Source organism: Dongshaea marina (assembly GCF_003072645.1).
In the GTDB taxonomy this organism is placed as follows: domain Bacteria; phylum Pseudomonadota; class Gammaproteobacteria; order Enterobacterales; family Aeromonadaceae; genus Dongshaea; species Dongshaea marina.
Genome location: NZ_CP028897.1, coordinates 4,448,297 through 4,471,285, shown reverse-complemented (window position 1 = coordinate 4,471,285; position 22,989 = coordinate 4,448,297). Strand labels below are relative to the sequence as shown.

The window sequence follows — 22,989 nt, the reverse complement described above, 5'->3', positions numbered from 1 at the left end:
GCTATTTGGCTAATAGCTAATTGGGTCCCGCTGATTTCATGAACGCCTTGCCAATTGCGGCTCTCGCATTTTATCTGCTGTCAGTCCTGCTGTGCCTGCATCAGTTCGTCTCATCCAAAGGGGTGAGCCGGGTTCATGTGCGGGCTGCGGCTACTATCGCCCTGGTTATTCATTTTGTTTGGCTCAATAAGGTGGTTTTTGTCGATGCCGGCCAAAACCTCAGTGTGCTGAATACCATGGCGATCATAAGCTTTATGGTGGCCCTGTTGATGAGCATTCTGGCTGAGCGGCTCAATGGCTGGTTGCTACTGCCGATTGTTTATCTTTTTGCACTGACGACTATTGCTGCCGTCTCCATGAGTGATAGCGTGGTGATTACCCACCTCGGGGATAATCCCGCCCTGCTGCTGCATATTATCCTGAGTCTGTTTGCCTATTCTGTGCTGCTGATCGCTTGTCTGTTCTCCCTGCAACTGGGCTATCTGGACTGGCGCCTTAAAAAGCGCAAGCTTCGTCCAGCCAGCATCAAGATGCCGCCCCTGATGACGGTGGAGCGCCAGCTATTCTTCATTATTGCCCTGGGTTTTTTTCTGCTGACGTTAGCGCTCTTTTCCGGGATGTTTCTGCTACATGAAAAAACCTCCTGGCAGATGGGTCAGGAGCTCGGGGGAAGCCTGCTGGCCTGGCTCTGTTACCTGCTGTTTATCTGGGGACATCACAGGTATGGGTGGCGGGCTCGAAAAACCATGTGGTGCAATGTGATAGGCATTGCTCTTTTATCCCTGGCGTTTTTTGGTAGCCACTTTATCCAGAGTCTGGTGCTCCATTAATGCCGCCTAAGCTTGACAGCGGCCCAGGTTACTCTTAGTAATGTAACCAGATTATTAGAAAAGGAACCCTTCTTGGAACACCTCTCAACTCATCTGTTATTTGGTTTGTTGATCCTATTTGTTGCGATCTCTGCATTTTTCTCAGGATCAGAAACGGGGATGATGACCCTCAACCGTTATAAACTAAGGCACCTGGTGCAACGTCGCCATAAATCCGCTCAGCGGGTCGAATCTATGCTGCAGCGCCCGGATCGCCTGATTGGCCTCATCATTATCGGCAATACCCTGGCCAATATCCTGGCATCGGCAATCGCTACCATTCTCGGAATGCGCCTGTATGGTGATCTTGGGGTCGCGGTGGCAACCGGGCTTTTGACCCTGGTGGTGCTGATCTTTGCCGAGGTGACGCCAAAAACCCTGGCCGCTCTCTATCCGGAGCGGGTGGCGTTCCCTGTCTCCTGGATCCTCAAGCCTCTGATGAAGGCCCTGTATCCGCTGGTGGTTCTGATCAATATGCTCTCCAATGGCTTGCTGATGATGTTTCGCATTCGCACCAAGGGGGGGATCAGCAGAGAGCTGAGCTCAGATGAGCTGAGAACCGTGGTCAATGAGGCCGGAACCATGATCCCGCGTCGCCACCAGGATATGCTGCTGAGTATCCTGGATCTGGAGAAGGTCACGGTGGAGGATATCATGGTACCTCGCAGTGAGATCTTCGGTATCGATATCAATGATGACTGGCGGGATATAGTTCGCCAGCTGGTGCAGAGCCCCCACACCAAGACTCTGCTCTACCGGGATAACGTGGATGACGCCATCGGTTTTATTCATGCCCGGGAGATGATGCATCTCATGGCCAATGATAAGGATCACTTCGATAAGGCGATGCTGATGCGTTCGCTGCGAGAAATCTATTTCATTCCAGAGGGAACCCCTCTGAATGTGCAGCTTCTCAAGTTCCAGCGCAACCAGGAGCGAATCGGCCTGGTGGTCGACGAATATGGTGACATCCAGGGGCTGGTGACTCTGGATGATATTCTTGAAGAGATTGTCGGTGACTTCACCACCACTATCGCACCGACCCCCAGCGAGGAGATCCACCCTCAGGAGGATGGATCCTACATTGTGGAAGGGAGCGTCAGTGTCCGCGATCTCAATAAGGAGATGGGCTGGCTGTTTCCAACCGATGGTCCGCGCACCCTCAATGGTTTGATCCTGGAGTACCTGGAAGATATTCCGGGAGCCAATATCTCATTGCGTCTTGCCGGATACCCGATTGAAATCCTGGAGGTGACCAATAACATGGTGACCCGGGCACGGATCATCCCCGAGCTGTATCGGGAGCAGCAACACAGTAACTTAGGTAAATCCTGACCCGCGGCCAGAGCTTGCCTCTGGCCCCTTTTCTCCCGGCATTTTTTTCCTTCCTTACATCACCTATACCTATAGATAGAGCGATCTCAAGATCTTTTGTCGGTGGCGTCTATTTTGCATAAATCAACTAAGTTGACCGCTGCTGCCATGAAAGGAGCGCCGCGATGTTTTTGTTACCCAGGTACTGGGGGACCCTTGCTCTGCTGCCTTGGTTGGTGATGGCACAAGAGCCTGCCAGTTCACAGGGACCTGTGACCCCCCAGGTTAAGATGCCGACAGTGGCGACCGCGACCACGGCTCCGGCTAAAGTAGGCGGGGCGATCGAGCCCTTGCCATCCCAGCCGGTCCAGCAGCAAAAAAACCAGCAGATTTCAGAGAAAGCACCGGCGGCGGTGACAGAAAAAACCCTTAAGCCTGAAGCCGAACCTGAGGCCGTCGTGAGCTCTGAGGTAACGGAGCCGGTCTCAGTCGCAGAAAAAGCAGACAAGGAGGCGGTGAAGAGCCCCGAAGAGGTGGTGAGTGAAAAAGCTCGCCGGGCCCAGGTGGCGGACGCTAAACCTGAAGGCCAGGATCCAGCTGCGAGTGCTGCCAGTGGTCAGGCTAAAAGCGCCGAGATAGCCGAGAAAGAGGCTGTGGCCAAGCCCCTCACAAAACCCGCACCAGAAGCTCAGAAAAAGGTGGCTATCAAGGAGCAGTCAAAGCCAGAGCCAATCGTCGAGGAAGAGGATCCTTATGGCGCGGTTCAGATCTACCGGGAGGATGATCTCCTGAAACTCATAAATAAGGGGCTGCACCTGGAGCGTGTCGTCCTCGATGAGTGTCAGCTGGTTCAGGATATTGAGGCCAGAGCCCTGGTGATGAAGCTGCCCGCCTACCGGTTTTTATGGGGGAATATGTTAGCCGAGGGGGTCTGTGTTGATTCCAACGTAGCCCTTGGTTTTGATTTTATCTGGCGAGCGGCCCGTCAGGGGTTACCTGAGGCCCTGGCCTATCTTGGCCATGCCTATGCGACCGGGACCATGGTCAAGCAAAATGCCCAGCGAGCCATGCCCTTGATGATAGAGGCGGCCAGCCTGGGTTATCGTCCTGCACGGGTCGAGCTGGTTGAGCTTCTGCTCGAAGGCTATGGTAGTCCGCTTGATTACGAGAAAGCTTATTACTGGTTGTTGAACTCAGTCGGTGAGGAGCTCGGTGGAGATGAGCGTGAAGAGCGGTTACTCGATCGTTTGGCATTGAAGATGCCACCCGAAGTGGTCGAGAGGATCAAAAATATTGAGTGATGTCAGGTGAGAAAAGAGAAAGAGGTGGTTGGCTCAACCACCTCTTTGAGGTGGTTATTCACAAACTCGCAGCACGGAATTCTCTTCTCCATACTCGTTTGGAATATAGCCATCGGCTTGAGGGTCGTTTTGATACACTTCACGGCCATCTTGCATGATAAGCTGATAGCGAAACTGGAATTGGTCCTGCTTGTCGGTTGGAACGTTCAGGGTTGTCTTGAAGCTTCCTGATTTAAGACGCTTGAGGGCGATAGGTTTCCACTGCTCAAACTCAGCAATAATATTGACTTTTTTGGCATCGCCAACACTATTCGGATCAACTTCGAAGGTTACCTTAACCTCTGGACGAGACTTTAGGAATTTTTTGATCACCGGCATTTCAATCTCCTTATCAATACAGAATCAGTAAAGGCAAGAACTCAGAAAAGCTTAAAAAATCAGAAATTTCTTGCCTTTACTCTCCTATAGTACCCAATAATCACTCACTTTTCCCAATCATTGCTGTGAATGAATTCCGAGTATTCCACACACTCTATAGGGTTCAAGAGAGTATATTACAACATAAAATGTCGCTTGAGTATCTCATGGGTGAACTGAGTCTTGAGATAGAAGCCCCGGGGAAGGGTCATGATCGTTTGGCCATCGGAGCCAATCGCCCGGGTCAGGGCTTTACGATTGGCTGCCTTGGGTCTGAGCTGCAGGGCCTGTCCGGTTCGGGCTGTGATCGACTCCACCTCCCCGAGAGCGATCATCTCCATCAGCTCTTCCCAGTCCTGACGGAGCTTGCGCTCCTCCTCGGCTGAGGGGCTCCAGATCAGAGGAGTTCCAACCCGGCGCTCAGCCAGGGGAAGCTGTCGGTTGTACTCTATCGGGATCCACAGCACCCTGGAGAGCTTATTACGAACACTGGAGCTCTCCCAGCTCAGGCCCAGAATATCGTAAAGGGGGGCGACGCAGACAAAGGTGGTCTCTGTCGGCTTGCCCAGCTGATCAACCGGGATGGTCTTGAGCTCAATCCCTAGTTCGGGGAAATCCTGCTCCGGCTTGCTGCCGGCTTCGGCACCCAGGTGCAGCTCAAGCATCTGGCCAATCCAGCCTTTATCCCGGCGTAGATCCTTTGGGATTTGAATCTGGGCTATCTCTGCCAGCTCGGCCATCGACAAGCCAGCCAGTTGTTCTGCTCGTTGTAATAGCTGCTCTTCTGAGCCGGGAGGGATAAGTTTCATGGCGGTGCTATTTGTGAAGCGGCGAAATATTCTATGGCCTTTTAAGCCAGGATTAAAGCACTATCCTTAGTGCAGCCTATGTTACGGATAAAAAATGTGCGATGGGAGCTACAAATGAGGCAGAAGGAGCTTTCTTTTCTAATTGAATGATTTCAAAGGGTTTATTGTTACATGGATCATTTGACAATGCTTCGGTGAGTGAGTATTCACCCGGATCTTGATTTAATCCACAATGTTATCCACATCAACTCTGGATAACGGAAAAAGCAACAGATATTTTTATGCTTTTTAGTTGATTATCATCATAAGGCATCTATTTCATTCCACAAAAATGTAGATGTTAACCGGTGTTTCTCAAGATGATCAGCTTGTTTTCAAGGGATAAGTGGATAACTCTGTGAGTGTCAAGGTTCCTGTTCTTTGTATTAAAGTAATAATAATCATTTGGTTATCTTATTTGTAATGCCTTTCATCTCCCGACTCTGGGGGCGTCCCCATCAGGATCAGCTAAGTTATCCACTACCTCATTTTTATCTAAAAAATGAGAGCTATTCATCATAAACAGGTGTTAACTCATCAATAAAATGGATTTTTAAGCTTATTAAATGTCTATTTTGTTGTTTTAACCTATTTTTTGGCTTGGGATTTAAGGCTTAGAGAGCGAGTGACCTCACAAACAGCTATCCGGGATGAGGCTGATTTGCTGGTAACGGGCTATTGTGAAACAATCTCTAACAGAAATCAGTTTTTATAACAGGTGATTGCGTGGTGGATGGTGATGGATATCGTCCCAATGTTGGTATCGTAGTGTGCAATCGCAAAGGTCAGGTCTTGTGGGCCAGGCGCTTTGGGCAAAACTCCTGGCAGTTTCCCCAGGGCGGTGTCGATGAGAATGAGACAGCAGAAGATGCGATGTACCGCGAGCTGCATGAGGAGATAGGGCTAAAAAAAGGAGATGTGACTCTCCTTGGCTCAACTCGCAACTGGCTTAAGTATCGACTCCCCAAGCGATTGATCCGCTGGGACTCTAAGCCCTTGTGCATTGGGCAGAAGCAGAAATGGTTCCTGCTCTGTCTGAATGAGTCGAACGAATCTAACATCCAGTTCGGCTGCCATGGGCACCCTGAGTTTGATGATTGGCGATGGGTTAGTTACTGGTATCCGGTGCGTCATGTCGTATCCTTTAAGAGAGAGGTGTACCGACGTGTCATGAAGGAGTTTGCACCCCTGGCGATGCCATTTAACTCTCAGCGGGAGGGTAAGCGGCACCGTAAATAAGAAAGGAGATCTTAGGTGCTGACACAGTTACGAGAGATAGTTGAACAGGTGAGTGCCGCAGCTGAGCTTCAATCGGCGCTCGATATTCTGGTTAATAAGACACGGGCCGTGATGGGAGCAGATTGCTGCTCCATATTTATCGTGCAGTCACAGCAGCTATCCCTGATGGCTGCCTGCGGCCCCTGTGCCGATGCCATAGGTGAGCTCTCCCTACCTCTGGGTGAAGGGGTCCAATGGCAGGTGGCTCTGCGTGAAGAGCCGATCAATCTCGCGGATATTCATCAGCACCCCCGTTTTATCGATCTCCCCGGACTCTGTGACACCCAGCTCCATGGGTTTCTTGGGGTTCCTATCATTCACCAGCGCCAGGTTTTGGGGGTGTTGGTTGTTCAGCAACAGCAAAAGCGTTTCTTTGATGAGAGTGAAGAGTCCTTCCTGGTCACTCTGGCGGCGCAGATTGCGGTGGTGATCGCCCATGATGAGGCCAAAGGAAAGCTGCAAACAGGTTTGCATCTCGGGATCTGCCAGCACTTTCAGGGCCTTGCCAGTGCCCCCGGGATCGGGATCGCCAAGGCTTTGATCTGGAACCCCCATGTCGAGTTGGAGCAGGTGGGTATCCATAAGGCCGAGTACCCGGCCCGGCAACTGGTACGCCTGGATCTGGCCATTGAACAGGTCTTTGATGAGCTGGACAGGGTCTCCCTATGCCTGAAGGAGACCCTGTCCGGGGATACCCTTGCCATTTTTGATATCTACCGCCACCTCCTCAAGGATCCCCTCTACCTGCAGGGGATACGCGATGAGATCGGCCAGCGCAGCCATACGGCAGCGACCGCGGTCAAACTGGTGAGTGAGCGGATGGTGGCCCAGTTCTCTCAGATGCGCGATCCCTATTTTCAGGAGCGCTCCTCAGATATTCGTGATGTTGCCCGTCGCCTGTTAAGCCGGCTGGTCCAGAATGAGGTCGATCAGCAGGAGTTTCCGGATGAGTTTATTCTGATCGCCGAAGAGATAAGTGCTGCAACCCTGGCTGAGCTGCCTCGGGATAAACTTAGAGGCATAGTGTCAGCCCATGGTTCTCACCACTCCCATGCCGCCATCTTGGCCAAGGCTCTGGGGGTACCTGCTGTGATGGGGCTTAACCTTCCGCTGGATGAACTCAATCATAGCTCGCTGATCATTGATGGCTACAGTGGCGATCTCTTTGTCAATCCTGACTCCTCAACCATGCAACGTTATCGGGAGTACCAGGCCCAGGAGAGTAGCCTGATTGATGATGTGATGCATCATGAACAGGGGCCTGCGGCCCTGGAGGATGGAGTCGAGATCTCACTTTTGCTGAATATTGGGCTGGGAGAGGAACAGATCCATGATGGACTGCACTTTGATGGGGTCGGCCTCTATCGGAGTGAGTATCCATTCATGCTACAGGATAGCTTCCCATCCGAGCTGGAGCAGCAGGCAAGCTACCGGGCCATTTTGAAACATTTTCGGGATAAGCCTGTCTGCATGCGGATCCTGGATGTGGGGGGAGATAAGCTCTTGCCCTATTTCCCCGTGGTTGAGCCAAATCCCTTCCTCGGATGGCGTGGCATCCGCCTGATGCTCGATCATCCGGAGATCTTTTTACAACAACTCAAAGCGATGCTCAGAGCCGATCAGGGATTGGGAAACCTCTCTATCATGTTGCCAATGGTCACCACGCTGCATGAGATCTTCGAGTCTCGCCGTCTGCTGGAGCAAGCCTGGAAAGAGCTCAAAGAGGAGAAAGAGGGAGCAGGAGAAGAGATCACTGCGCTACCTCGTCTGGGGGTGATGCTTGAGGTCCCCTCACTGCTTTATCTGTTCGATGAGCTGGCGGGCAAGGTCGATTTTATCTCCATCGGGACCAATGATCTGACTCAGTATCTGTTAGCTGTGGATCGAAATAATACCCGGGTTTCCCCTCTGTATGATGTGCTGCACCCGGCGCTGCTGCGAGCCCTTGAGCCCCTGCCGGTGCTCGCTCGTGAGCATGGCAAGCCGCTGTCGGTTTGCGGTGAGCTGGCTGGCGATCCAATCGGTGCCCTGGTGCTGGTGGCCATGGGGTATCGGCAGTTGAGCATGAACCGGATGAACCTTTCCCGGATCAAATATATATTACGCAGGGTGCGCCTCGATGAGCTTCAGCCTCTGCTCAAGCAGGGAATGGCCGAAGAGAGCTCTGAGCTGCTGCGAAAAAGTTTCACCGACTACCTCGAGTTTAAAAAACTCGGTGGTTTTCTCAGGGCAGGGGCCTGAATTTACTAGAGCATTTTCTCCATAAATGGAGTCAATGCTGGGATGAATCTCTGGCTTTGCATCCTGACTCGCAATGCCATCCTTGGTGCTCTGCTGCAGCATCCATGCTGCAGAAGGTCAGCTTAGCAAAGCCAGAAATTCTTTTGTCCAAGCTTAAATGATGACCCAGCTTAACCCGAAGTGCTCTAAATGAGCCGGATCCACAGAGGACTCTGAGCTCTGCAGAGTCACTAGGCTTTGTGGCGTTCCTTACGTTAGCCTTTCAGAAATTCGATTGGGGCTTGAGCTCCATCGGGATTGATCGGACAATGCCGCTTCACCCGTTAACTACAGGAATATTCAGTGATTCATCATCTGGTTTATCCTCATATCGATCCTGTCGCGTTCAGCCTTGGACCCCTGCATGTGCGCTGGTATGGCTTGATGTACCTGGTTGGAATTGGCTTTGCGATGCTGCTGGCAAATGCCAGGGCGAAGCGTTCGAATGGATTCTGGACCAGCGAGCAGATCAGCGATCTGGTGTTCTACTCGTTTCTGGGGGTGATCCTGGGAGGAAGGATCGGCTATGTGCTGATCTACCAGTGGGATTACTTTATTGCCAACCCTCTCTATCTTTTCAAGATCTGGACCGGAGGGATGTCGTTTCATGGTGGCCTGATCGGTGTGATCCTGGCGATGTGGCTGTTTGGGCGCAAAAACTCCCGCCACTTCATGACGGTTGCCGATTTTGTCGCGCCCCTGGTGCCTTTCGGATTAGGTGCCGGGCGCATCGGTAACTTTATTAATGGTGAGCTTTGGGGACGGGTGACCGATATGCCCTGGGGTGTCATCTATCCTCAGGCCGGCCCCCTGCCGCGCCACCCCTCAGAGATCTATGAGTTCACCATGGAGGGAGTCCTGCTCTTCATTATTCTCAATCTCTATTGGAAGCGTAACCCGCCACGAGGTTCGGTGGCCGGCATGTTCCTGGTTTGCTATGGATTGTTCCGCTTTATTGCAGAGTTTTTCCGTCAGCCCGATCCGCAGATGGGATTCTATTTCCACTACTTCACCATGGGGCAGATCCTGTCTGCGCCAATGATTCTGATTGGCCTGACCTTTATCTTGATCGCCCACCGTAAACCCGGCTGGTTTGGTAATTCTTCAGAGGAGAAAGCATGAAAGCGTACCTGGATTTGATGCAGCATATTTTAGATGAGGGGCAGGCCAAAGAGGACCGGACCGGTACCGGGACCCTCTCTGTGTTTGGCCACCAGATGCGTTTTGATCTCCAGCAGGGCTTTCCGCTGGTCACTACCAAGAAGTGTCACCTGCGTTCGATCATCTATGAGTTGCTGTGGTTTCTTAATGGCGATACCAACACCGGTTACCTCAAAGATAATGGCGTCTCTATCTGGGATGAGTGGGCCGATGAAAATGGCGACCTGGGCCCTGTGTACGGTAAGCAGTGGCGCAGCTGGGTGAGTCAGGATGGGGAGGTGATCGATCAGATCTCTCAGGTGATCGAGCTCATCAAAAAAGATCCCGATTCGAGGCGGATGATCATCTCGGCCTGGAATGTGGGCGACCTGCCCAAGATGGCCCTGTCTCCCTGTCATGCCCTGTTCCAGTTTTATGTGGCCAATGGCAAGCTCTCTTGTCAGCTGTATCAGCGCAGCTGTGATGTCTTTTTGGGGCTGCCGTTTAATATCGCCAGCTACGCCCTGCTCACCCATATGATCGCCCAGCAGTGTGATCTTGAGGTGGGGGACTTTGTGTGGAGTGGCGGAGATGTACATCTTTACTCCAACCACCTGGAGCAGACCAAGTTGCAGCTATCAAGGGATCCAAGAGCACTTCCGCAGCTGACAATTTTGCGTAAGCCAGAGTCGATTTTTGACTACAGGTTCGAAGATTTTGTGATTGAGGGTTACGATCCTCATCCACATATCAAGGCACCGGTGGCGATCTAAGGAGTTCGATGGGATGGAACTGGCTGAGATGGAAGAGAATGCGGGCAGAGCGGCCGAGCTGTTGAAAGCGATGGCCAATCAGCAGAGGTTGATGATCCTCTGTATGCTGCTCGATGCGGAGTTGTCGGTGACGGAGCTCAATGAAAAACTCAACCTGAGCCAGTCGGCCCTGTCACAACACCTAGCACTGCTGCGGCGAGATGAGTTGGTTGCGACACGCAAGATCGCACAAAAAGTTTATTATCGGGTGCATAGTGATGAGGTGCGAGCGGTACTGGAGACCCTGTATCGCTGCTTCTGCATTCCCGGCTGAGCGGGGAGCAGGCATAAAAAAACCGGCTTAAGCCGGTTTTTTTATTGGCAGGTTGCCCACTTACAGTGCTTTGATTTTAGCACTCAGACGGCTCTTATGACGAGCTGCCTTGTTTTTGTGGATCAACCCTTTGGTTGCCATGCGATCCAGCACAGGTTGTGCTACGGCGAACGCCTTTTGAGCAGCTTCTTTATCACCAGCTTCGATAGCTGCGATAACTTTCTTTACGTAAGTACGCATCATTGAGCTGCGGCTTGCGTTGTGCTGACGGCGTTTCTCTGCTTGAATCGCGCGCTTCTTAGCAGATTTGATATTAGCCAAGGTATTACTCCTAAAACTGTCTTAGCGAGTTTATCGAAAGGCCCGGAATATGCCTTTTTTCGCGGGTTTTGTCAAACCATTTGTGCAAATAACCACCGTCCCTGTAGCAAGTGCCCAGAGAGGTGGGTAAACTGTCGGGCTGATTGTAGCAGCTTGCTGCACGTTTACACAGATTTTTTCTGTCAGAGCACCCCGGAGATACCCTTGAGTAAAAAATTAATAAAATCGGGTCTTGTTGTTTCAGTGATGACGCTGGCATCGCGTGTATTAGGGCTGGTCAGAGACATAGTGATCGCCCACCTGTTGGGAGCCGGTACCGCAGCCGATGTGTTCTTTTTTGCCAACCGGATCCCCAATTTCCTGCGGCGCCTGTTTGCCGAGGGAGCCTTTAACCAGGCCTTTGTTCCTGTGATGACCGAATATCAGAGAAAGCATGGGGATGACGAGGTCAGAGAGCTGTTTTCCCGGGTGGCCGGGACCCTGGGAATGCTGGTAGGGGTAGTGACCATCATCGGCATGATTGCATCTCCCGTGGTGTCGATGATTTTTGGCACCGGCTGGTTCCTGGATTACCTGCGTGGCGGGCCTGAGGCCGAGAAGTTTGTGCTGGCCAGCGATATCCTGAGGGTGACCTTCCCTTATCTTTTGTTCATCACATTGACCGCTATGTCCGGGGCGATTCTCAATACCCGGGGGAAGTTTGCGGTTCCGGCTCTGACCCCAATTTTTCTCAACCTTGCCCTCATCGCGGCGGCACTGTGGCTAGCGCCGCACATGGAGAATCCCGAGTTTGGTCTGGCGATCGGTATGGTTTCCGGTGGCGTATTGCAGTTTGTGTTTCAGTTGCCGTTTCTTAAGCGCCAGGGTTTGCTGGTATTGCCGAAGTGGGGCTGGAATCACCCCGGGGTGGCACGGATTCGAAAATTGATGATCCCGGCGCTGTTCGGGGTTTCGGTCAGCCAGGTTAATCTGTTGTTTGATACCTTTCTGGCCTCGTTTCTGGCCACCGGCTCCATTAGTTATCTTTATTACTCAGATCGCCTGTTGCAGTTTCCCCTGGGACTGTTCGGCATCGCGATCGCCACTGTGATCCTGCCGGCGCTGTCGAGGCGTCATGTGGATCAGAGCTCCAAGCAGTTTGATCAGACCATGGACTGGGGAGTTCGAATGGTGTTGACCCTGGGCTTGCCGGCGACCGTCGGGCTGGTGGTGCTCAGTGAGCCTTTGCTACGGGTGTTGTTCATGCATGGGGAGTTTAGCGCCCACGAGGTGCATATGGCCGCCCGTAGTCTGCATGTGTACTCCATCGGCTTGGTGGGCTTCATGATGGTTAAGGTACTGGCGCCTGGCTATTACGCCCGTCAGGATACCAAAACCCCGGTGCGTTTTGGGATCATCGCGATGATCGCCAACATGGTGTTTAACGCCATCCTGGTGTACCCCTTGAGCTATGTGGGACTAGCGCTTGCCACCGCCCTGTCCGGTATTCTCAATGCCGGAATGTTGTTCTGGGGCCTTTACCGTAAAGATGTCTACTGCCCGGGGAGGGCGACCGCCTGGTTTGTGCTGCGTTTGGTGTTCGCGGCGGCGGTGATGGGGGGAGCCTTGGAGTACTTTTCACCGCCGCTGGAGCAGTGGGTGCACTGGAGCTCATGGCATAGCATGATGGAGCTTTCCAAGCTCATCGGCATCGGCGTGGTGAGCTATCTGTTGGCGACTCTTATCTGCGGGATCCGCCCCGTCATTTTAAAAGCCATGGATGAGGGCTGATCCGAGGCGGCGTCTGGTATATAATTCGCCAGTTTGACCGTTAGCAGGGCTCGAAGATGTAGATGGAGCTTATTCGTGGAGTAGAAAATATCAGGGCGGAGCACCATGGCTGTGTCCTGACCATAGGTAACTTTGATGGTATCCACCTCGGGCACCAGGCGATCATCGCACGCCTGAAATCCAGGGGGGAGCACTACCAGTTGCCCAGCTGCGTGATGGTTTTTGAGCCTCAGCCTCAGGAGCTTTTTTTAGGCCAGGAGGCGCCGGCCCGCTTGTCTTGCCTGCGTGAAAAGTACCAGGCACTCAGGGAGCTGGGAGTGGAGCGATTACTCTGTATCCGTTTCACCCCGGAGTTTGCGGGAATGGATGCAGGGGAGTTTATTGAGAAGCTTCTGATTGAACGGCTCGGGGTCAAGAGCCTGCTGGTAGGCGATGATTTTTGTTTTGGCCGCGATCGGGCCGGTGACTTTCAGATGCTCAGTGAGGCCGGAAAGCGGCATCAGTTTGAGGTCATCGATAGCCACAGCATCCTGGTGGATCAACTGCGGGTCAGTAGCACAGCGGTGCGCCAGGCCTTGCAGCAAGGCGCCTTTGATGAGGCCCGCAGGATGTTGGGGCGTGATTATGCGATTAGTGGCCGGGTCTGTCACGGTGATGAGCTGGGACGAACCATCGGCTTTCCTACTGCCAATATCAAGCCCAGTCGGCTGGTATTGCCCATGGTGGGTGTTTATGTGGTGGATGTGATATGGTGCTCTAACCGTTATCCGGCGGTGGCTAATATCGGATTTCGTCCAACCCTGGATGGCTTACAGCCCAGGCTGGAGGTCCATCTTTTTGATTTTGATGGCGACCTTTATGGTCAGCAGTTAAAAGTCGTATTTCGACACAAGCTGCGCGATGAGAAGAAGTTTGATTCATTCGCCCAGTTGCAACAGCAGATTAGCCGGGACGCCGCGGCGGCCCGGCAGTATTTTGAATCAATTTCCCAGAAATAAGCCCAATTACGGAATTTTGGATCCATGAGTGATTATAAACATACCCTGAATCTTCCCGAGACAGGATTTCCGATGCGCGGAAACCTGGCGAAGCGTGAACCTGAGATGCTCAAGCGTTGGCAGCAAGAGGATCTCTATGGCCAAATTCGCGAGGCCAAAACCGGGAAGAAGCCGTTTATTTTGCATGACGGCCCTCCCTATGCAAATGGTGATATTCACCTGGGCCATGCACTCAATAAGATCCTCAAAGACATTATTAACAAGGCCAAAGGCCTGTCCGGTTTTGACTCCCCCTATATTCCGGGTTGGGACTGTCATGGTCTGCCGATTGAGCTCAAAGTTGAACAGAAGGTGGGTAAGCCGGGCCAGAAAGTCTCTGCGGCTGAGTTTCGTCAAAAGTGCCGTGACTACGCCAGCAAGCAGATCGCCGGACAGAAAGAGGGCTTTGTACGTCTGGGCGTATTGGGTGACTGGGATAAGCCTTATCTGACCATGGATTACTCCACCGAAGCCGAGATCATCCGCTCTCTGGCCAAGGTGGTCAAAAACGGCCACCTGCACAAGGGCTCCAAGCCGGTGCACTGGTGCACCGATTGTGGCTCAGCTCTGGCTGAGGCCGAGGTTGAGTACTATGACAAGACCTCTCCCTCTATCGATGTGCTGTTCAGTGCCGTCGATGATGCCGAGGTCGCCAGCCGTTTCGATTGTGCCGAGGGGCATCCGGGCAAGGGCGCCATTTCGGTAGTGATCTGGACCACCACCCCTGGACCCTGCCGGCCAACCGTGCGGTGGCCCTGCATGAGAATCTGGATTACGCCCTGGTACAGGTGGAGCGGGATGAGAATCCGGTGCGTTACATCGTCGCTGCTGAGCTGGTGAAAGATGTGATGGACAGAGCCGGGATCACCAAGTACCACAACCTGGGATACTGTAAGGGCGCGGCGCTGGAGCACCTTCGCTTCAACCACCCCTTCTACCAGTTCGATGTTCCGGCGATCCTCGGCGATCACGTCACTCTGGAGTCCGGTACCGGTGTGGTACACACCGCCCCTGGCCACGGTCAGGAAGATTTCGCGGTCGGTCAGCAGTATGGCCTGGAAGTGGCCAACCCGGTTGGCGATAACGGGGTTTATCTGCCGGATACCGAGCTATTTGCCGGTAAACATGTATTTAAGGCCAACACAGATGTGATTGAGGTGCTCAAAGAGCATGGCACCCTGCTGCACCATGAAAATATGGAGCACTCCTACCCACACTGCTGGCGGCATAAGACTCCAATCATCTTCCGTGCTACGCCTCAGTGGTTCATCAGCATGGATCAGGCGGGTCTGCGTCAGCGCGCCCTGGAAGAGATCAAGAAAGTGAAGTGGATCCCAAGCTGGGGTGAGAACCGTATCCAGGCGATGATCGAGAATCGTCCGGACTGGTGTATCTCCCGTCAGCGTACCTGGGGGACTCCGCTCTCTCTGTTCATCCATAAAGAGAGCGATGAGCTGCACCCTCGCACCGTCGAGCTGATGGAAGAGGTGGCCAAGCGGGTTGAGAAATCCGGCATCCAGGCCTGGTGGGATCTGGACCCGGCGGAGCTGCTGGGTGATGAGGCCGACCAGTATCGCAAGGTGTTGGATACCCTGGATGTTTGGTTTGACTCAGGTGCTACCCACGCCTCAGTGGTTGATGCCCGCCCCGAGTTTGGCGGCCACACTGCCAACCTCTATCTGGAAGGCTCGGATCAGCATCGCGGCTGGTTCATGTCATCTTTGATGCTCTCTATCGCGATGAAAGATGAGGCCCCTTACAAAGAGGTACTGACTCACGGCTTTACCACAGATGCCAAGGGCCACAAGATGTCCAAGTCTCTGGGCAATGTGATCAGCCCGCAGCAGGTAATGAATAAGCTCGGTGGTGACATCCTGCGCCTGTGGGTCGCTTCGACCGATTACACCGGGGATATGTCGGTTTCCGATGAGATCCTAAAGCGTGCCGCCGACTCTTACCGGCGGATCCGCAATACCTCGCGCTTTTTGCTGGCGAACCTCAACGGCTTTGATCCGAAACAGCACATGGTTGCCAAAGAGGATATGGTGGTTCTGGATCGCTGGGCGGTCGGCCGTGCCGAAACCCTGCAGCGTGAGATCATCGAAGCTTACGACAACTACAACTTCCACGTGGTTCTGCAAAAATTGATGCAGTTCTGCTCGGTGGAGATGGGTAGTTTCTACCTGGATATCATCAAGGACCGTCAGTACACCGCCAAGACCGACAGTGTGGCACGTCGCTCCTGTCAGACGGCTCTCTATCACATCGTTGAGGCCCTGGTGCGCTGGATGGCACCGATCCTGAGCTTCACCGCAGACGAGATCTGGCAGGAGTTGCCGGGTGAGCGTGACACGTTCGTGTTTACCGGCGAGTGGTATCAGGGACTGTTTGGCTTAGATGGTCAGGAGAAGCTCAACGATGGCTACTGGCAGCAGATCCTCGAGGTGCGTGATGCGGTTAACCGTCAGCTGGAGCTGGCACGTAACGAGAAGGTGATCGGTGGCGCACTGGAAGCGGAAGTTACCCTGTATGCCAAGCCCGAGCTGGTTGAGTCGCTGGGGCTGCTCGAAGATGAGCTGCGCTTTGTGCTGATCACCTCCAAGGCCGAGGTGAAGCCGGAAGCTGAGGCTCCGGCGGAGGCCAGCGAGACCGAGGTAGAGGGTCTAAAGGTGAGTGTGCGTGCTTCCGAGAATCAGAAGTGCGATCGCTGCTGGCACCGTACCCCTGAGGTTGGCACAATTGAGGGCCATGACGCTCTGTGTGGTCGCTGCTACAGCAATGTTGAGGGTAATGGCGAGACCCGCCAATACGCCTGATGCTAAAGCTGTTTCGTTGTGAATCGGGGCTTCGCTGGCTATGGCTGGCGGGCCTCGTGTTGATCCTGGACCAGCTCACAAAGCTGTGGATCAGTAGCAACATCCCCTATGGGAGTCAGGGCATTGAATTGAATCCTTTCTTGCGCCTGGTCTATGTATTTAACTCCGGAGCGGCTTTTAGCTTTCTGGCGGATGCATCGGGTTGGCAGCGCTGGCTGTTTACTGGCTTTGCGATCGGGATTGCCGGAGCCTTGCTGGCATGGCTTAAGCGCCTGCCGCCGAAGTCGCACTGGATAGGGATTGCCATTGCGCTGATCATAGGTGGTGCCCTTGGAAATCTGATTGATCGCTTATATCTGGGTCATGTGATCGATTTTATCGATCTTTACCTCAATTACGGCCATTTCCCAAGGTTTAACCTGGCTGATTGCGGTGTCTGTGTCGGCGCACTGATGCTGGTACTGGAGAGTTTCTTCAATAAGAAGGAGGAGTCTTAAAAGTGATGGGACGACTGTTTCGCTGTGAATCAGGGCTTCGCTGGCTATGGCTGGCGGCCCTTGTGCTGATCCTGGATCAGCTCACTAAGTACTGGGTGAGTATCTCCATTCCCTATGGTTTTCAGGGGATTGAGCTGACTCCCTTTTTGAACCTGGTTTATGTGTTTAACCCAGGTGCCGCCTTTAGCTTTCTTGCCGATGAGTCCGGTTGGCAGCGCTGGCTATTTACCGGCTTCGCCATAGTGATCGCGATTGTCTTGTCGGTTTGGCTCAAGCGACTGCCTGCAAAGTCCCGTTGGTTGGGGATCGCCATTGCATTGATCATAGGTGGTGCTCTGGGCAATGTTATTGATCGTATCCACCTCGGGCATGTGATCGATTTTATCGATTTTCACCTGGGCGGTAGCCACTACCCGGCCTTTAATCTGGCCGATAGTGGCATCTGTGTCGGGGCGGTGATGCTGGTGTTGGAGAGTATCTTCAATAAGAAGAAGGAGTCTTGAAGTGACAGATACCCTGATTAGTGATCATAGTGAAGTGACCTTTCACTTCACCATTAAGCTTGAAGATGGCTCGGTCGCAGATACCAGCCGGACCCAGGATAAACCCGCCCGTCTCAAAATGGGTGATGGCAGCCTGACCGCAGGCTTTGAGGCTTGCCTCAAAGGGCTGAGTATCGGCTCGAACAAGAGCTTTACCCTGGCCCCCGAGGATGCCTTTGGCATGTCGAACCCGGATCAGATCCACCACATGGAGGCTGCGCGCTTCTCTCCGGAGATCGAGCTGGAGCCCGGGGTGATTGTCGGCTTTGAGCAGCCAAATGGCGGGCAGGTTGCCGGAATGATCCGTGAGGTCCAGGGCGACTCGGTGACGGTGGACTTCAACCATCCACTGGCGGGTCAGACCCTGAATTTTGATGTAGAGATCCTAGATGTGAGTAATCCCGGATGATGGAAATTTTACTGGCAAACCCCCGCGGCTTTTGTGCCGGCGTGGATCGGGCAATCAGTATCGTTGAGAGTGCCCTGGAGAAATTTGGGGCTCCCATCTATGTGCGTCACGAGGTGGTGCACAATCGCTATGTGGTGAGCAAGCTGCGTGAGGCGGGGGCTGTGTTTGTTGAGGAGCTCAGCGAGATCCCCGACGGCAGCATCGCCATCTTCTCTGCCCACGGTGTTGCTAAATCGGTGCGCGAGGAGGCCAAGAGCCGCCCGCTTAAGGTGTTTGACGCTACCTGCCCGCTGGTGAGCAAGGTGCATATGGAGGTTCACCGGGCCAGCCTCAAGGGCGAAGAGGTGGTTCTGATAGGCCACGCAGGTCACATCGAGGTGATCGGCACAATGGGTCAGTATGAGAACCCCGAAGGCGGCATGTACCTGGTGGAAGATAGCCAGGGGGTGGCAGAGCTTGAGGTGAACAACCCGGATAAGCTGCGCTATGTGACTCAGACCACCCTGAGCGTTGATGAGACTCAGAGCGTGATCACGGCGTTGCGGGAGCGCTTCCCCAATATCCAGGGGCCACGCAAGAATGATATCTGTTATGCCACCCAGAATCGTCAGGACGCGGTACGCTCCCTGGCCGCAGAGGCAGATGTGATGCTGGTGGTCGGGTCGACCAACTCCTCCAATGCCAACCGGTTGCGTGAGCTTTCCGAAAATCTCGGGACACCGGCCTGGCTGGTGGATGATGCCAGTCAACTCAACAGGGAGTGGTTTACCGATGTCGCCAAGGTCGGGGTGACCGCTGGTGCCTCAACCCCTGAGGTATTGATCCAGCAGGTGATCGAGACCCTGAAGTCCTTTGGTGGCAAAGAGAGCTCAGAGCTACCGGGGCAGGAAGAGTCGATAGTGTTTGAGCTTCCGGCTGAATTACGCTAGTTGATTTTTCGGGGGCCTCTCTGGCCCCCAATCTCCCTATTATGTTTGTTCATCCTGCGGATGGCGATTTGCAGCTGCGCTGCAGATGCCGGTGCTGACCGGCGGCAGGCAAGAAGGTGCGCTCGCCCGCACCCTCTTGCATCTCCCGGGGCGCCCCGATCTCGCTTAGTCTTCGATTCACCTAAGAATTAAGGCCTCGCACAGACAATACATCCTGTATTGATACTGTGCTTTCATCGCATCCATGCGATTCAGTCTTAATCCTTTACGGCTCATCTCAGCGCTCGCTCATGGGGGATTAAAACCCTCTCTCCGAACGCATGCAGTGACTCAGATTTAAAAGTGAATATTGTATTCGAGGCAGGATGCTGAGCCGCGTAGCTCTGCGGATGGACTCGCAGCGCGTTTTTGCCTACTTTTGGCGATACAAAAGTAGGGCGCTGTCGGCGCCCCGACTATGTGCCGCGGGCACAAATAAGCTGACCGCAGATCAGACTGAGATTTTTCTCCTGCGGGTGGCGGTTTGCAGCTTCGCTGCAGATGCCGGTGCTGACCGGCGGCAGGCAAGAAGGTGCGCTCGCCCGCACCCTCTTGCATCTCCCGGGGCGCCCCGATCTCGCTTAGTCTTCGCTTCACCTAAGAATTAAGGCCTCGCACAGACAATACATCCTTTATTGATACTGTGCTTTCATCGCATCCATGCGATTAAGCCTTAATCCTTTACGGTTCATCTCAGCGCTCGCTCACGGGGGAGAAGTTGGGCCCCATCAATTTTCGCCGAATGATTCATTGTTGATGAACGTATCAATCACATGGGCGTAATTGCGCAGCAATGAAGCGAGAAGCAGGGACGCTGAACTGGGAAGGATTATCAGGACGATAATCGTGATTGAAGGACAGCTGGGACATGGACGATCCGTCTGTCCGTTAGTGAATCTGATGAAGCATAAGGAAATAGCAAATACCGGGGTGTCCTTGGGAGTGAAGAGGGTATTGGACAAGCATATCCTGCCATACAGGATGTATTAATGCCGTGGAAGGCGGGATGCCTGGGAGTAGCTATCGTCATCCATGACTCTCGCTACATTCGCACCTCCATGTGCAGCATCCGCGGCTGGACAATTGTGCCGTAGGCACAAGTACCCTTAAGCTGCTGACCTTTGGTCAGCTCACATCAATGATCCTGTGTTTTCATGTATTGCTTTGGTGGCTGGCCGAGGTTCTTTTTGAAGAAGGTAATGAAGGCGCTGACGGATTCATAGCCTAGATCATCAGCTATTCGTTGCACGCTCTCACCGGAAGCAAGTTTTTGCAGCGCCAGAACGATATGAAGTTGGCCGCGCCAGCGGCCAAAGGTTAGTTTCACCTCCTGGCGGACCAAGCGGGTAAGAGTTCTTTCGCTCATCGCAAACTGGCGGGCCCACTCGCCCACGGTGCGCCTGTCACCAGGTTCGGCTATCAATCTCAGTGCGATGGCATGCAGCCTGGGCTCTGTTGGGATCGGAAAGTCAAAGTGCTGGGTGGGCATATTGACGAGCTGTTCGAGCAGAACATCCACCAGTCTTGCGGTAGCACTTTGTGGCAGGTAATGCTGATCCTGTTCGATGAGGTGGCAGACTAGCTCGCGGAGTAGCGGGCTGATTGAGATGGTACAGCTTTGGTCTGGCATCTTAGCTGCGTCCGGATCAACAAAGAGCATGCAGACACTCGCATCCGCTGAAATCAGGTTACTGTGGGGCACCTGACTTGGGATCCATACCGCAGAGTTAGCCGGAACCATCCAGATCGCATCTTCAATTTTACACTTAATAAAACCACTGAGCGGCATCACCAGCTGGCATTTATGGTGATGATGAAAGGGTGTTTCATCATCATGACTTCCCCCGGTAAGCATCACACCCACGGCTTTTTGCGGGTAATCATCAGAATCAAACTCAGGAAAGAGGGGAAGCCGCATAACAATGACCGTTTTTAGAAATATAAAGTCAATATACCTAAATACTACAGATAAGGAGAGGTTTAATCTTAGCCAGAAATGATTACGAGGAAGACCCATGGCAATACTTAAAACGTCTCGCTTTAACCAATCGGTTGGCCTGCTAATCGGGATCATTCTGATCGCCATCAGCCTGCGCAGCCCAATTACCGGGGTCGGCCCTTTGTTAGAGCAAATTCGCCTGCAGCTCGATCTGTCTGCAACCCAGGCCGGTTGGCTCACAACTCTCCCTTTGTTGGCATTTGCACTCTTCTCGCCCATCGCGACTATGCTGGGGCGCAAGCGCGGATTAGAGCAGGCCCTGATGCTGTCACTGATGTTGCTGCTTGTCGGTATCCTGGTGCGCTCATGGGGCACAGTATCCACCCTGTTTGGTGGTACCCTCATCATAGGTGGCGGAATTGCGATTTCGAATGTATTGCTGCCAGGGCTTATCAAGCGAGACTTTCCCGGAAAAATTACCACCATCACAGCCATCTACACCCTGACGATGGGAGTGGGCTCCTTTATCAGTGCGAGTATGGCGATTCCTCTGATGCAAGTCGCCGAGTCAGCAAGACTCACCTTCATTCCGGGCTGGGCCTTCTCCCTTGGCGGTATTTTGATCTTTCCTATCATCGGCATAGTCATCTGGCTGCCCCAGTTAAAAAAGCACACCGCCCCGGCCCGGGATACCCCGGAAATAGAGAGCCACGGCTACCTGTGGCGTTCACCCATTGCCTGGCAAGTGACCCTGTTTTTGGGGCTGAACTCACTTTTGATGTACATCTTTATCTGCTGGCTACCAACCATACTGGTGGATAGTGGCTATAGCGAATCTCAGGCGGGCTTCATCCATGGGCTATTACAGCTCTTTACCGCCTTGCCCGCATTTATCCTGATCCCACTGATGGCGCGGGTTAAGGATAAACGAGCCATCTGCATGATGATGCCTCTGATGGCATTTGCCAGTATCACGGGGCTGCTGCTCGCACCCTCTATGGCTATCCTATGGGCATCAATTTTTGGGTTTGGTGCCGGAGGGGGTTTTATTCTGGCCCTGGCTCTGGTGAGCCTTCGTACAACCTGTGCTCATCAGGCCGCAGGCTTATCGGGAATGGCGCAATTAGTTAGCTATCTCTTGGCAGCCGCAGGGCCTGTGACCATGGGATCACTACACGAGCAGCAAGGGAGCTGGACACTGCCCCTCATCCTTTGCCTTGGATGCACTCTTGCCTGGTTCGCCATGTCTCTGTTTGCATCAAAGAGCAGTCTGTTAACCAGAGAGAGGGTGTCTCAGCCGCAGTATGCGTGATTAAGCACGAGGGGGCGCAGGGCGTCATCAGTGAGGCCTACCTGCCCCTTCTGCCGGTTACCTGGTGTTATTGGCCAGCCAGACACTCCAGCGATCCGTTTCCACCAGGGGGTGAGAGAGGCTTTTTATTTTAAGTTTCTGGCAGTAAAGTTTGAGCTCATTTTCACTGAGCTCATAGAGAATACTCTTGCCCTTGCGGCTTTTGATTTCAGTGGCCAGCGCTTCAAAGTCCGGGTAACGCTTTCTGACTTCCCGGTATTGGAGCTGCTGAATATCCGTGAATCCGGCCTGTTTCATCAGCCTCAGGTAAGAAGCTGTACTGGGGCATCTTTTCTCTTCAAACTCCAGGAGGCGCGGGAAACACTCAAATAGGGTTGAGCGGATCCAGGATTGGGGGCTGATATCCAGAATGTCATCAAAGGTGCGATCCTGAATCACCAGCAGGCCATCAGGTTTAAGAAGGCGCCTGGCCTCCCGGAGATTGCTGAGCTTTTGAGTCTCATTCAGGTGGTGAACCATGGCGCGTTCAAACAGGATATCCGCAACCGCATCGCCCAGGGGAACGGCGCAAGCATCGGCATGAATGAAGTCTAATTGTCCGGGGAATGGGTTATCCCCGGCAGCCTCCTGAATATATTGCTCGGAGCTATCCAGAGCGTACACATGAGATGCTCCGGCCTGAATAAAACCCCGGGCATAGATACCACCGCCACAACCTAAGTCGATGACGGTTTTATCGACGGGCTCCAGCAGTTTTTGGCACCACTGGAGCCAGCTGGCATCGACCTCTCTTGCGTTATAGCATCCCCGGGTGTTCTGGTGATCAAAGTGCATCGCTCATTCCT

20 protein-coding genes and 1 pseudogene are annotated in these 22,989 nt (G+C 53.3%); 16 read left to right on the top strand and 5 right to left on the bottom strand.

Translation table 11 applies throughout. From position 1 onward, the window contains the following. Window positions 1–38 precede the first annotated feature (38 nt). The 3 genes from DB847_RS20870 to DB847_RS25825 all read left to right on the top strand — a co-directional run bounded on the left by DB847_RS20870 (window position 39) and on the right by DB847_RS25825 (window position 3,484). Window positions 39–830, top strand: a complete 792-nt coding sequence (locus tag DB847_RS20870; protein ID WP_108652402.1) for a cytochrome C assembly family protein — start codon at window positions 39–41, stop codon at window positions 828–830. Window positions 831–902: 72 nt separating this feature from the next. Next, window positions 903–2,204, top strand: a complete 1,302-nt coding sequence (locus DB847_RS20865) for an HlyC/CorC family transporter (RefSeq protein ID WP_108652401.1) — start codon at window positions 903–905, stop codon at window positions 2,202–2,204. 164 nt (window positions 2,205–2,368) lie between these two features. After that, entirely contained in the window at window positions 2,369–3,484 is a 1,116-nt protein-coding gene (locus tag DB847_RS25825; protein ID WP_234418453.1) for a tetratricopeptide repeat protein, read from the top strand. A 54-nt stretch (window positions 3,485–3,538) separates the two neighbouring features. On the opposite strand, the gene DB847_RS20855 is transcribed toward DB847_RS25825, so the two are convergent. Beyond that, entirely contained in the window at window positions 3,539–3,862 is a 324-nt protein-coding gene (locus tag DB847_RS20855; RefSeq protein ID WP_108652400.1) for an isoamylase early set domain-containing protein, read from the bottom strand. 176 nt (window positions 3,863–4,038) lie between these two features. Then, a complete protein-coding gene (gene mutH / locus DB847_RS20850; protein WP_199911651.1) occupies window positions 4,039–4,710 on the bottom strand; it encodes a DNA mismatch repair endonuclease MutH in 672 nt (223 codons plus the stop codon). 765 nt (window positions 4,711–5,475) lie between these two features. Between mutH and rppH the strand changes: the two genes are divergently transcribed. The 5 genes from rppH (at window position 5,476) to DB847_RS20825 (ending at window position 10,533) form a co-directional block, all read left to right on the top strand. Continuing rightward, the gene (gene rppH, locus DB847_RS20845; RefSeq protein WP_108652399.1) at window positions 5,476–5,988 is read left to right on the top strand and encodes an RNA pyrophosphohydrolase; all 513 of its coding nucleotides are present in this window, start codon (window positions 5,476–5,478) and stop codon (window positions 5,986–5,988) included. A gap of 15 nt (window positions 5,989–6,003) precedes the next feature. Next, window positions 6,004–8,268, top strand: coding sequence for a phosphoenolpyruvate--protein phosphotransferase (gene ptsP / locus DB847_RS20840; RefSeq protein WP_108652398.1), 2,265 nt, complete (start codon window positions 6,004–6,006; stop codon window positions 8,266–8,268). A gap of 342 nt (window positions 8,269–8,610) precedes the next feature. After that, window positions 8,611–9,429, top strand: a complete 819-nt coding sequence (gene lgt, locus DB847_RS20835) for a prolipoprotein diacylglyceryl transferase (protein ID WP_108652397.1) — start codon at window positions 8,611–8,613, stop codon at window positions 9,427–9,429. Beyond that, a complete protein-coding gene (gene thyA / locus DB847_RS20830; protein WP_108652396.1) occupies window positions 9,426–10,220 on the top strand; it encodes a thymidylate synthase in 795 nt (264 codons plus the stop codon). The genes lgt and thyA overlap by 4 nt, the downstream gene beginning before the upstream one ends. A 13-nt stretch (window positions 10,221–10,233) precedes the next feature. Beyond that, on the top strand, window positions 10,234–10,533 hold the full coding sequence (locus DB847_RS20825) for an ArsR/SmtB family transcription factor (RefSeq protein ID WP_108652395.1): 300 nt from the start codon (window positions 10,234–10,236) through the stop codon (window positions 10,531–10,533). 60 nt (window positions 10,534–10,593) lie between these two features. On the opposite strand, the gene rpsT is transcribed toward DB847_RS20825, so the two are convergent. Next, the gene (gene rpsT, locus DB847_RS20820) at window positions 10,594–10,854 is read right to left on the bottom strand and encodes a 30S ribosomal protein S20 (RefSeq protein ID WP_108652394.1); all 261 of its coding nucleotides are present in this window, start codon (window positions 10,852–10,854) and stop codon (window positions 10,594–10,596) included. 204 nt (window positions 10,855–11,058) lie between these two features. Here rpsT and murJ point away from each other — a divergent pair, with 204 nt between their 5' ends. The 7 genes and pseudogenes from murJ (at window position 11,059) to ispH (ending at window position 18,854) form a co-directional block, all read left to right on the top strand. Beyond that, complete coding sequence (gene murJ / locus DB847_RS20815) at window positions 11,059–12,624, top strand: murein biosynthesis integral membrane protein MurJ (protein WP_108652393.1); 1,566 nt, start codon at window positions 11,059–11,061, stop codon at window positions 12,622–12,624. Window positions 12,625–12,686: 62 nt separating this feature from the next. Further along, on the top strand, window positions 12,687–13,622 hold the full coding sequence (ribF, locus tag DB847_RS20810) for a bifunctional riboflavin kinase/FAD synthetase (RefSeq protein ID WP_108652392.1): 936 nt from the start codon (window positions 12,687–12,689) through the stop codon (window positions 13,620–13,622). A 24-nt stretch (window positions 13,623–13,646) separates the two neighbouring features. Next, window positions 13,647–16,477 (top strand): annotated as a pseudogene (gene ileS, locus DB847_RS20805) (isoleucine--tRNA ligase). After that, window positions 16,477–16,974 (top strand): signal peptidase II, encoded by a 498-nt coding sequence (gene lspA / locus DB847_RS20800; protein ID WP_108652391.1) that lies wholly within the window; start codon window positions 16,477–16,479, stop codon window positions 16,972–16,974. The pseudogene ileS and the gene lspA (DB847_RS20800) overlap by 1 nt, the downstream one beginning before the upstream one ends. A gap of 5 nt (window positions 16,975–16,979) precedes the next feature. Next, window positions 16,980–17,477, top strand: coding sequence for a signal peptidase II (gene lspA / locus DB847_RS20795; protein ID WP_108653051.1), 498 nt, complete (start codon window positions 16,980–16,982; stop codon window positions 17,475–17,477). A gap of 1 nt (window position 17,478) precedes the next feature. Then, window positions 17,479–17,925, top strand: a complete 447-nt coding sequence (gene fkpB / locus DB847_RS20790; RefSeq protein ID WP_108652390.1) for an FKBP-type peptidyl-prolyl cis-trans isomerase — start codon at window positions 17,479–17,481, stop codon at window positions 17,923–17,925. Beyond that, window positions 17,925–18,854, top strand: coding sequence for a 4-hydroxy-3-methylbut-2-enyl diphosphate reductase (ispH, locus tag DB847_RS20785; RefSeq protein WP_108653050.1), 930 nt, complete (start codon window positions 17,925–17,927; stop codon window positions 18,852–18,854). The genes fkpB and ispH overlap by 1 nt, the downstream gene beginning before the upstream one ends. 1,174 nt (window positions 18,855–20,028) lie before the next feature. Here ispH and DB847_RS20780 read toward each other — a convergent pair. Continuing rightward, window positions 20,029–20,811, bottom strand: coding sequence for an AraC family transcriptional regulator (locus tag DB847_RS20780; protein WP_108652389.1), 783 nt, complete (start codon window positions 20,809–20,811; stop codon window positions 20,029–20,031). A gap of 97 nt (window positions 20,812–20,908) precedes the next feature. Between DB847_RS20780 and DB847_RS20775 the strand changes: the two genes are divergently transcribed. After that, window positions 20,909–22,144 (top strand): MFS transporter, encoded by a 1,236-nt coding sequence (locus tag DB847_RS20775; protein ID WP_108652388.1) that lies wholly within the window; start codon window positions 20,909–20,911, stop codon window positions 22,142–22,144. Between the two features lie 57 nt (window positions 22,145–22,201). Here DB847_RS20775 and DB847_RS20770 read toward each other — a convergent pair whose 3' ends face one another. Next, on the bottom strand, window positions 22,202–22,978 hold the full coding sequence (locus tag DB847_RS20770) for a class I SAM-dependent methyltransferase (protein ID WP_108652387.1): 777 nt from the start codon (window positions 22,976–22,978) through the stop codon (window positions 22,202–22,204). Between the last annotated feature and the right edge of the window lie 11 nt (window positions 22,979–22,989).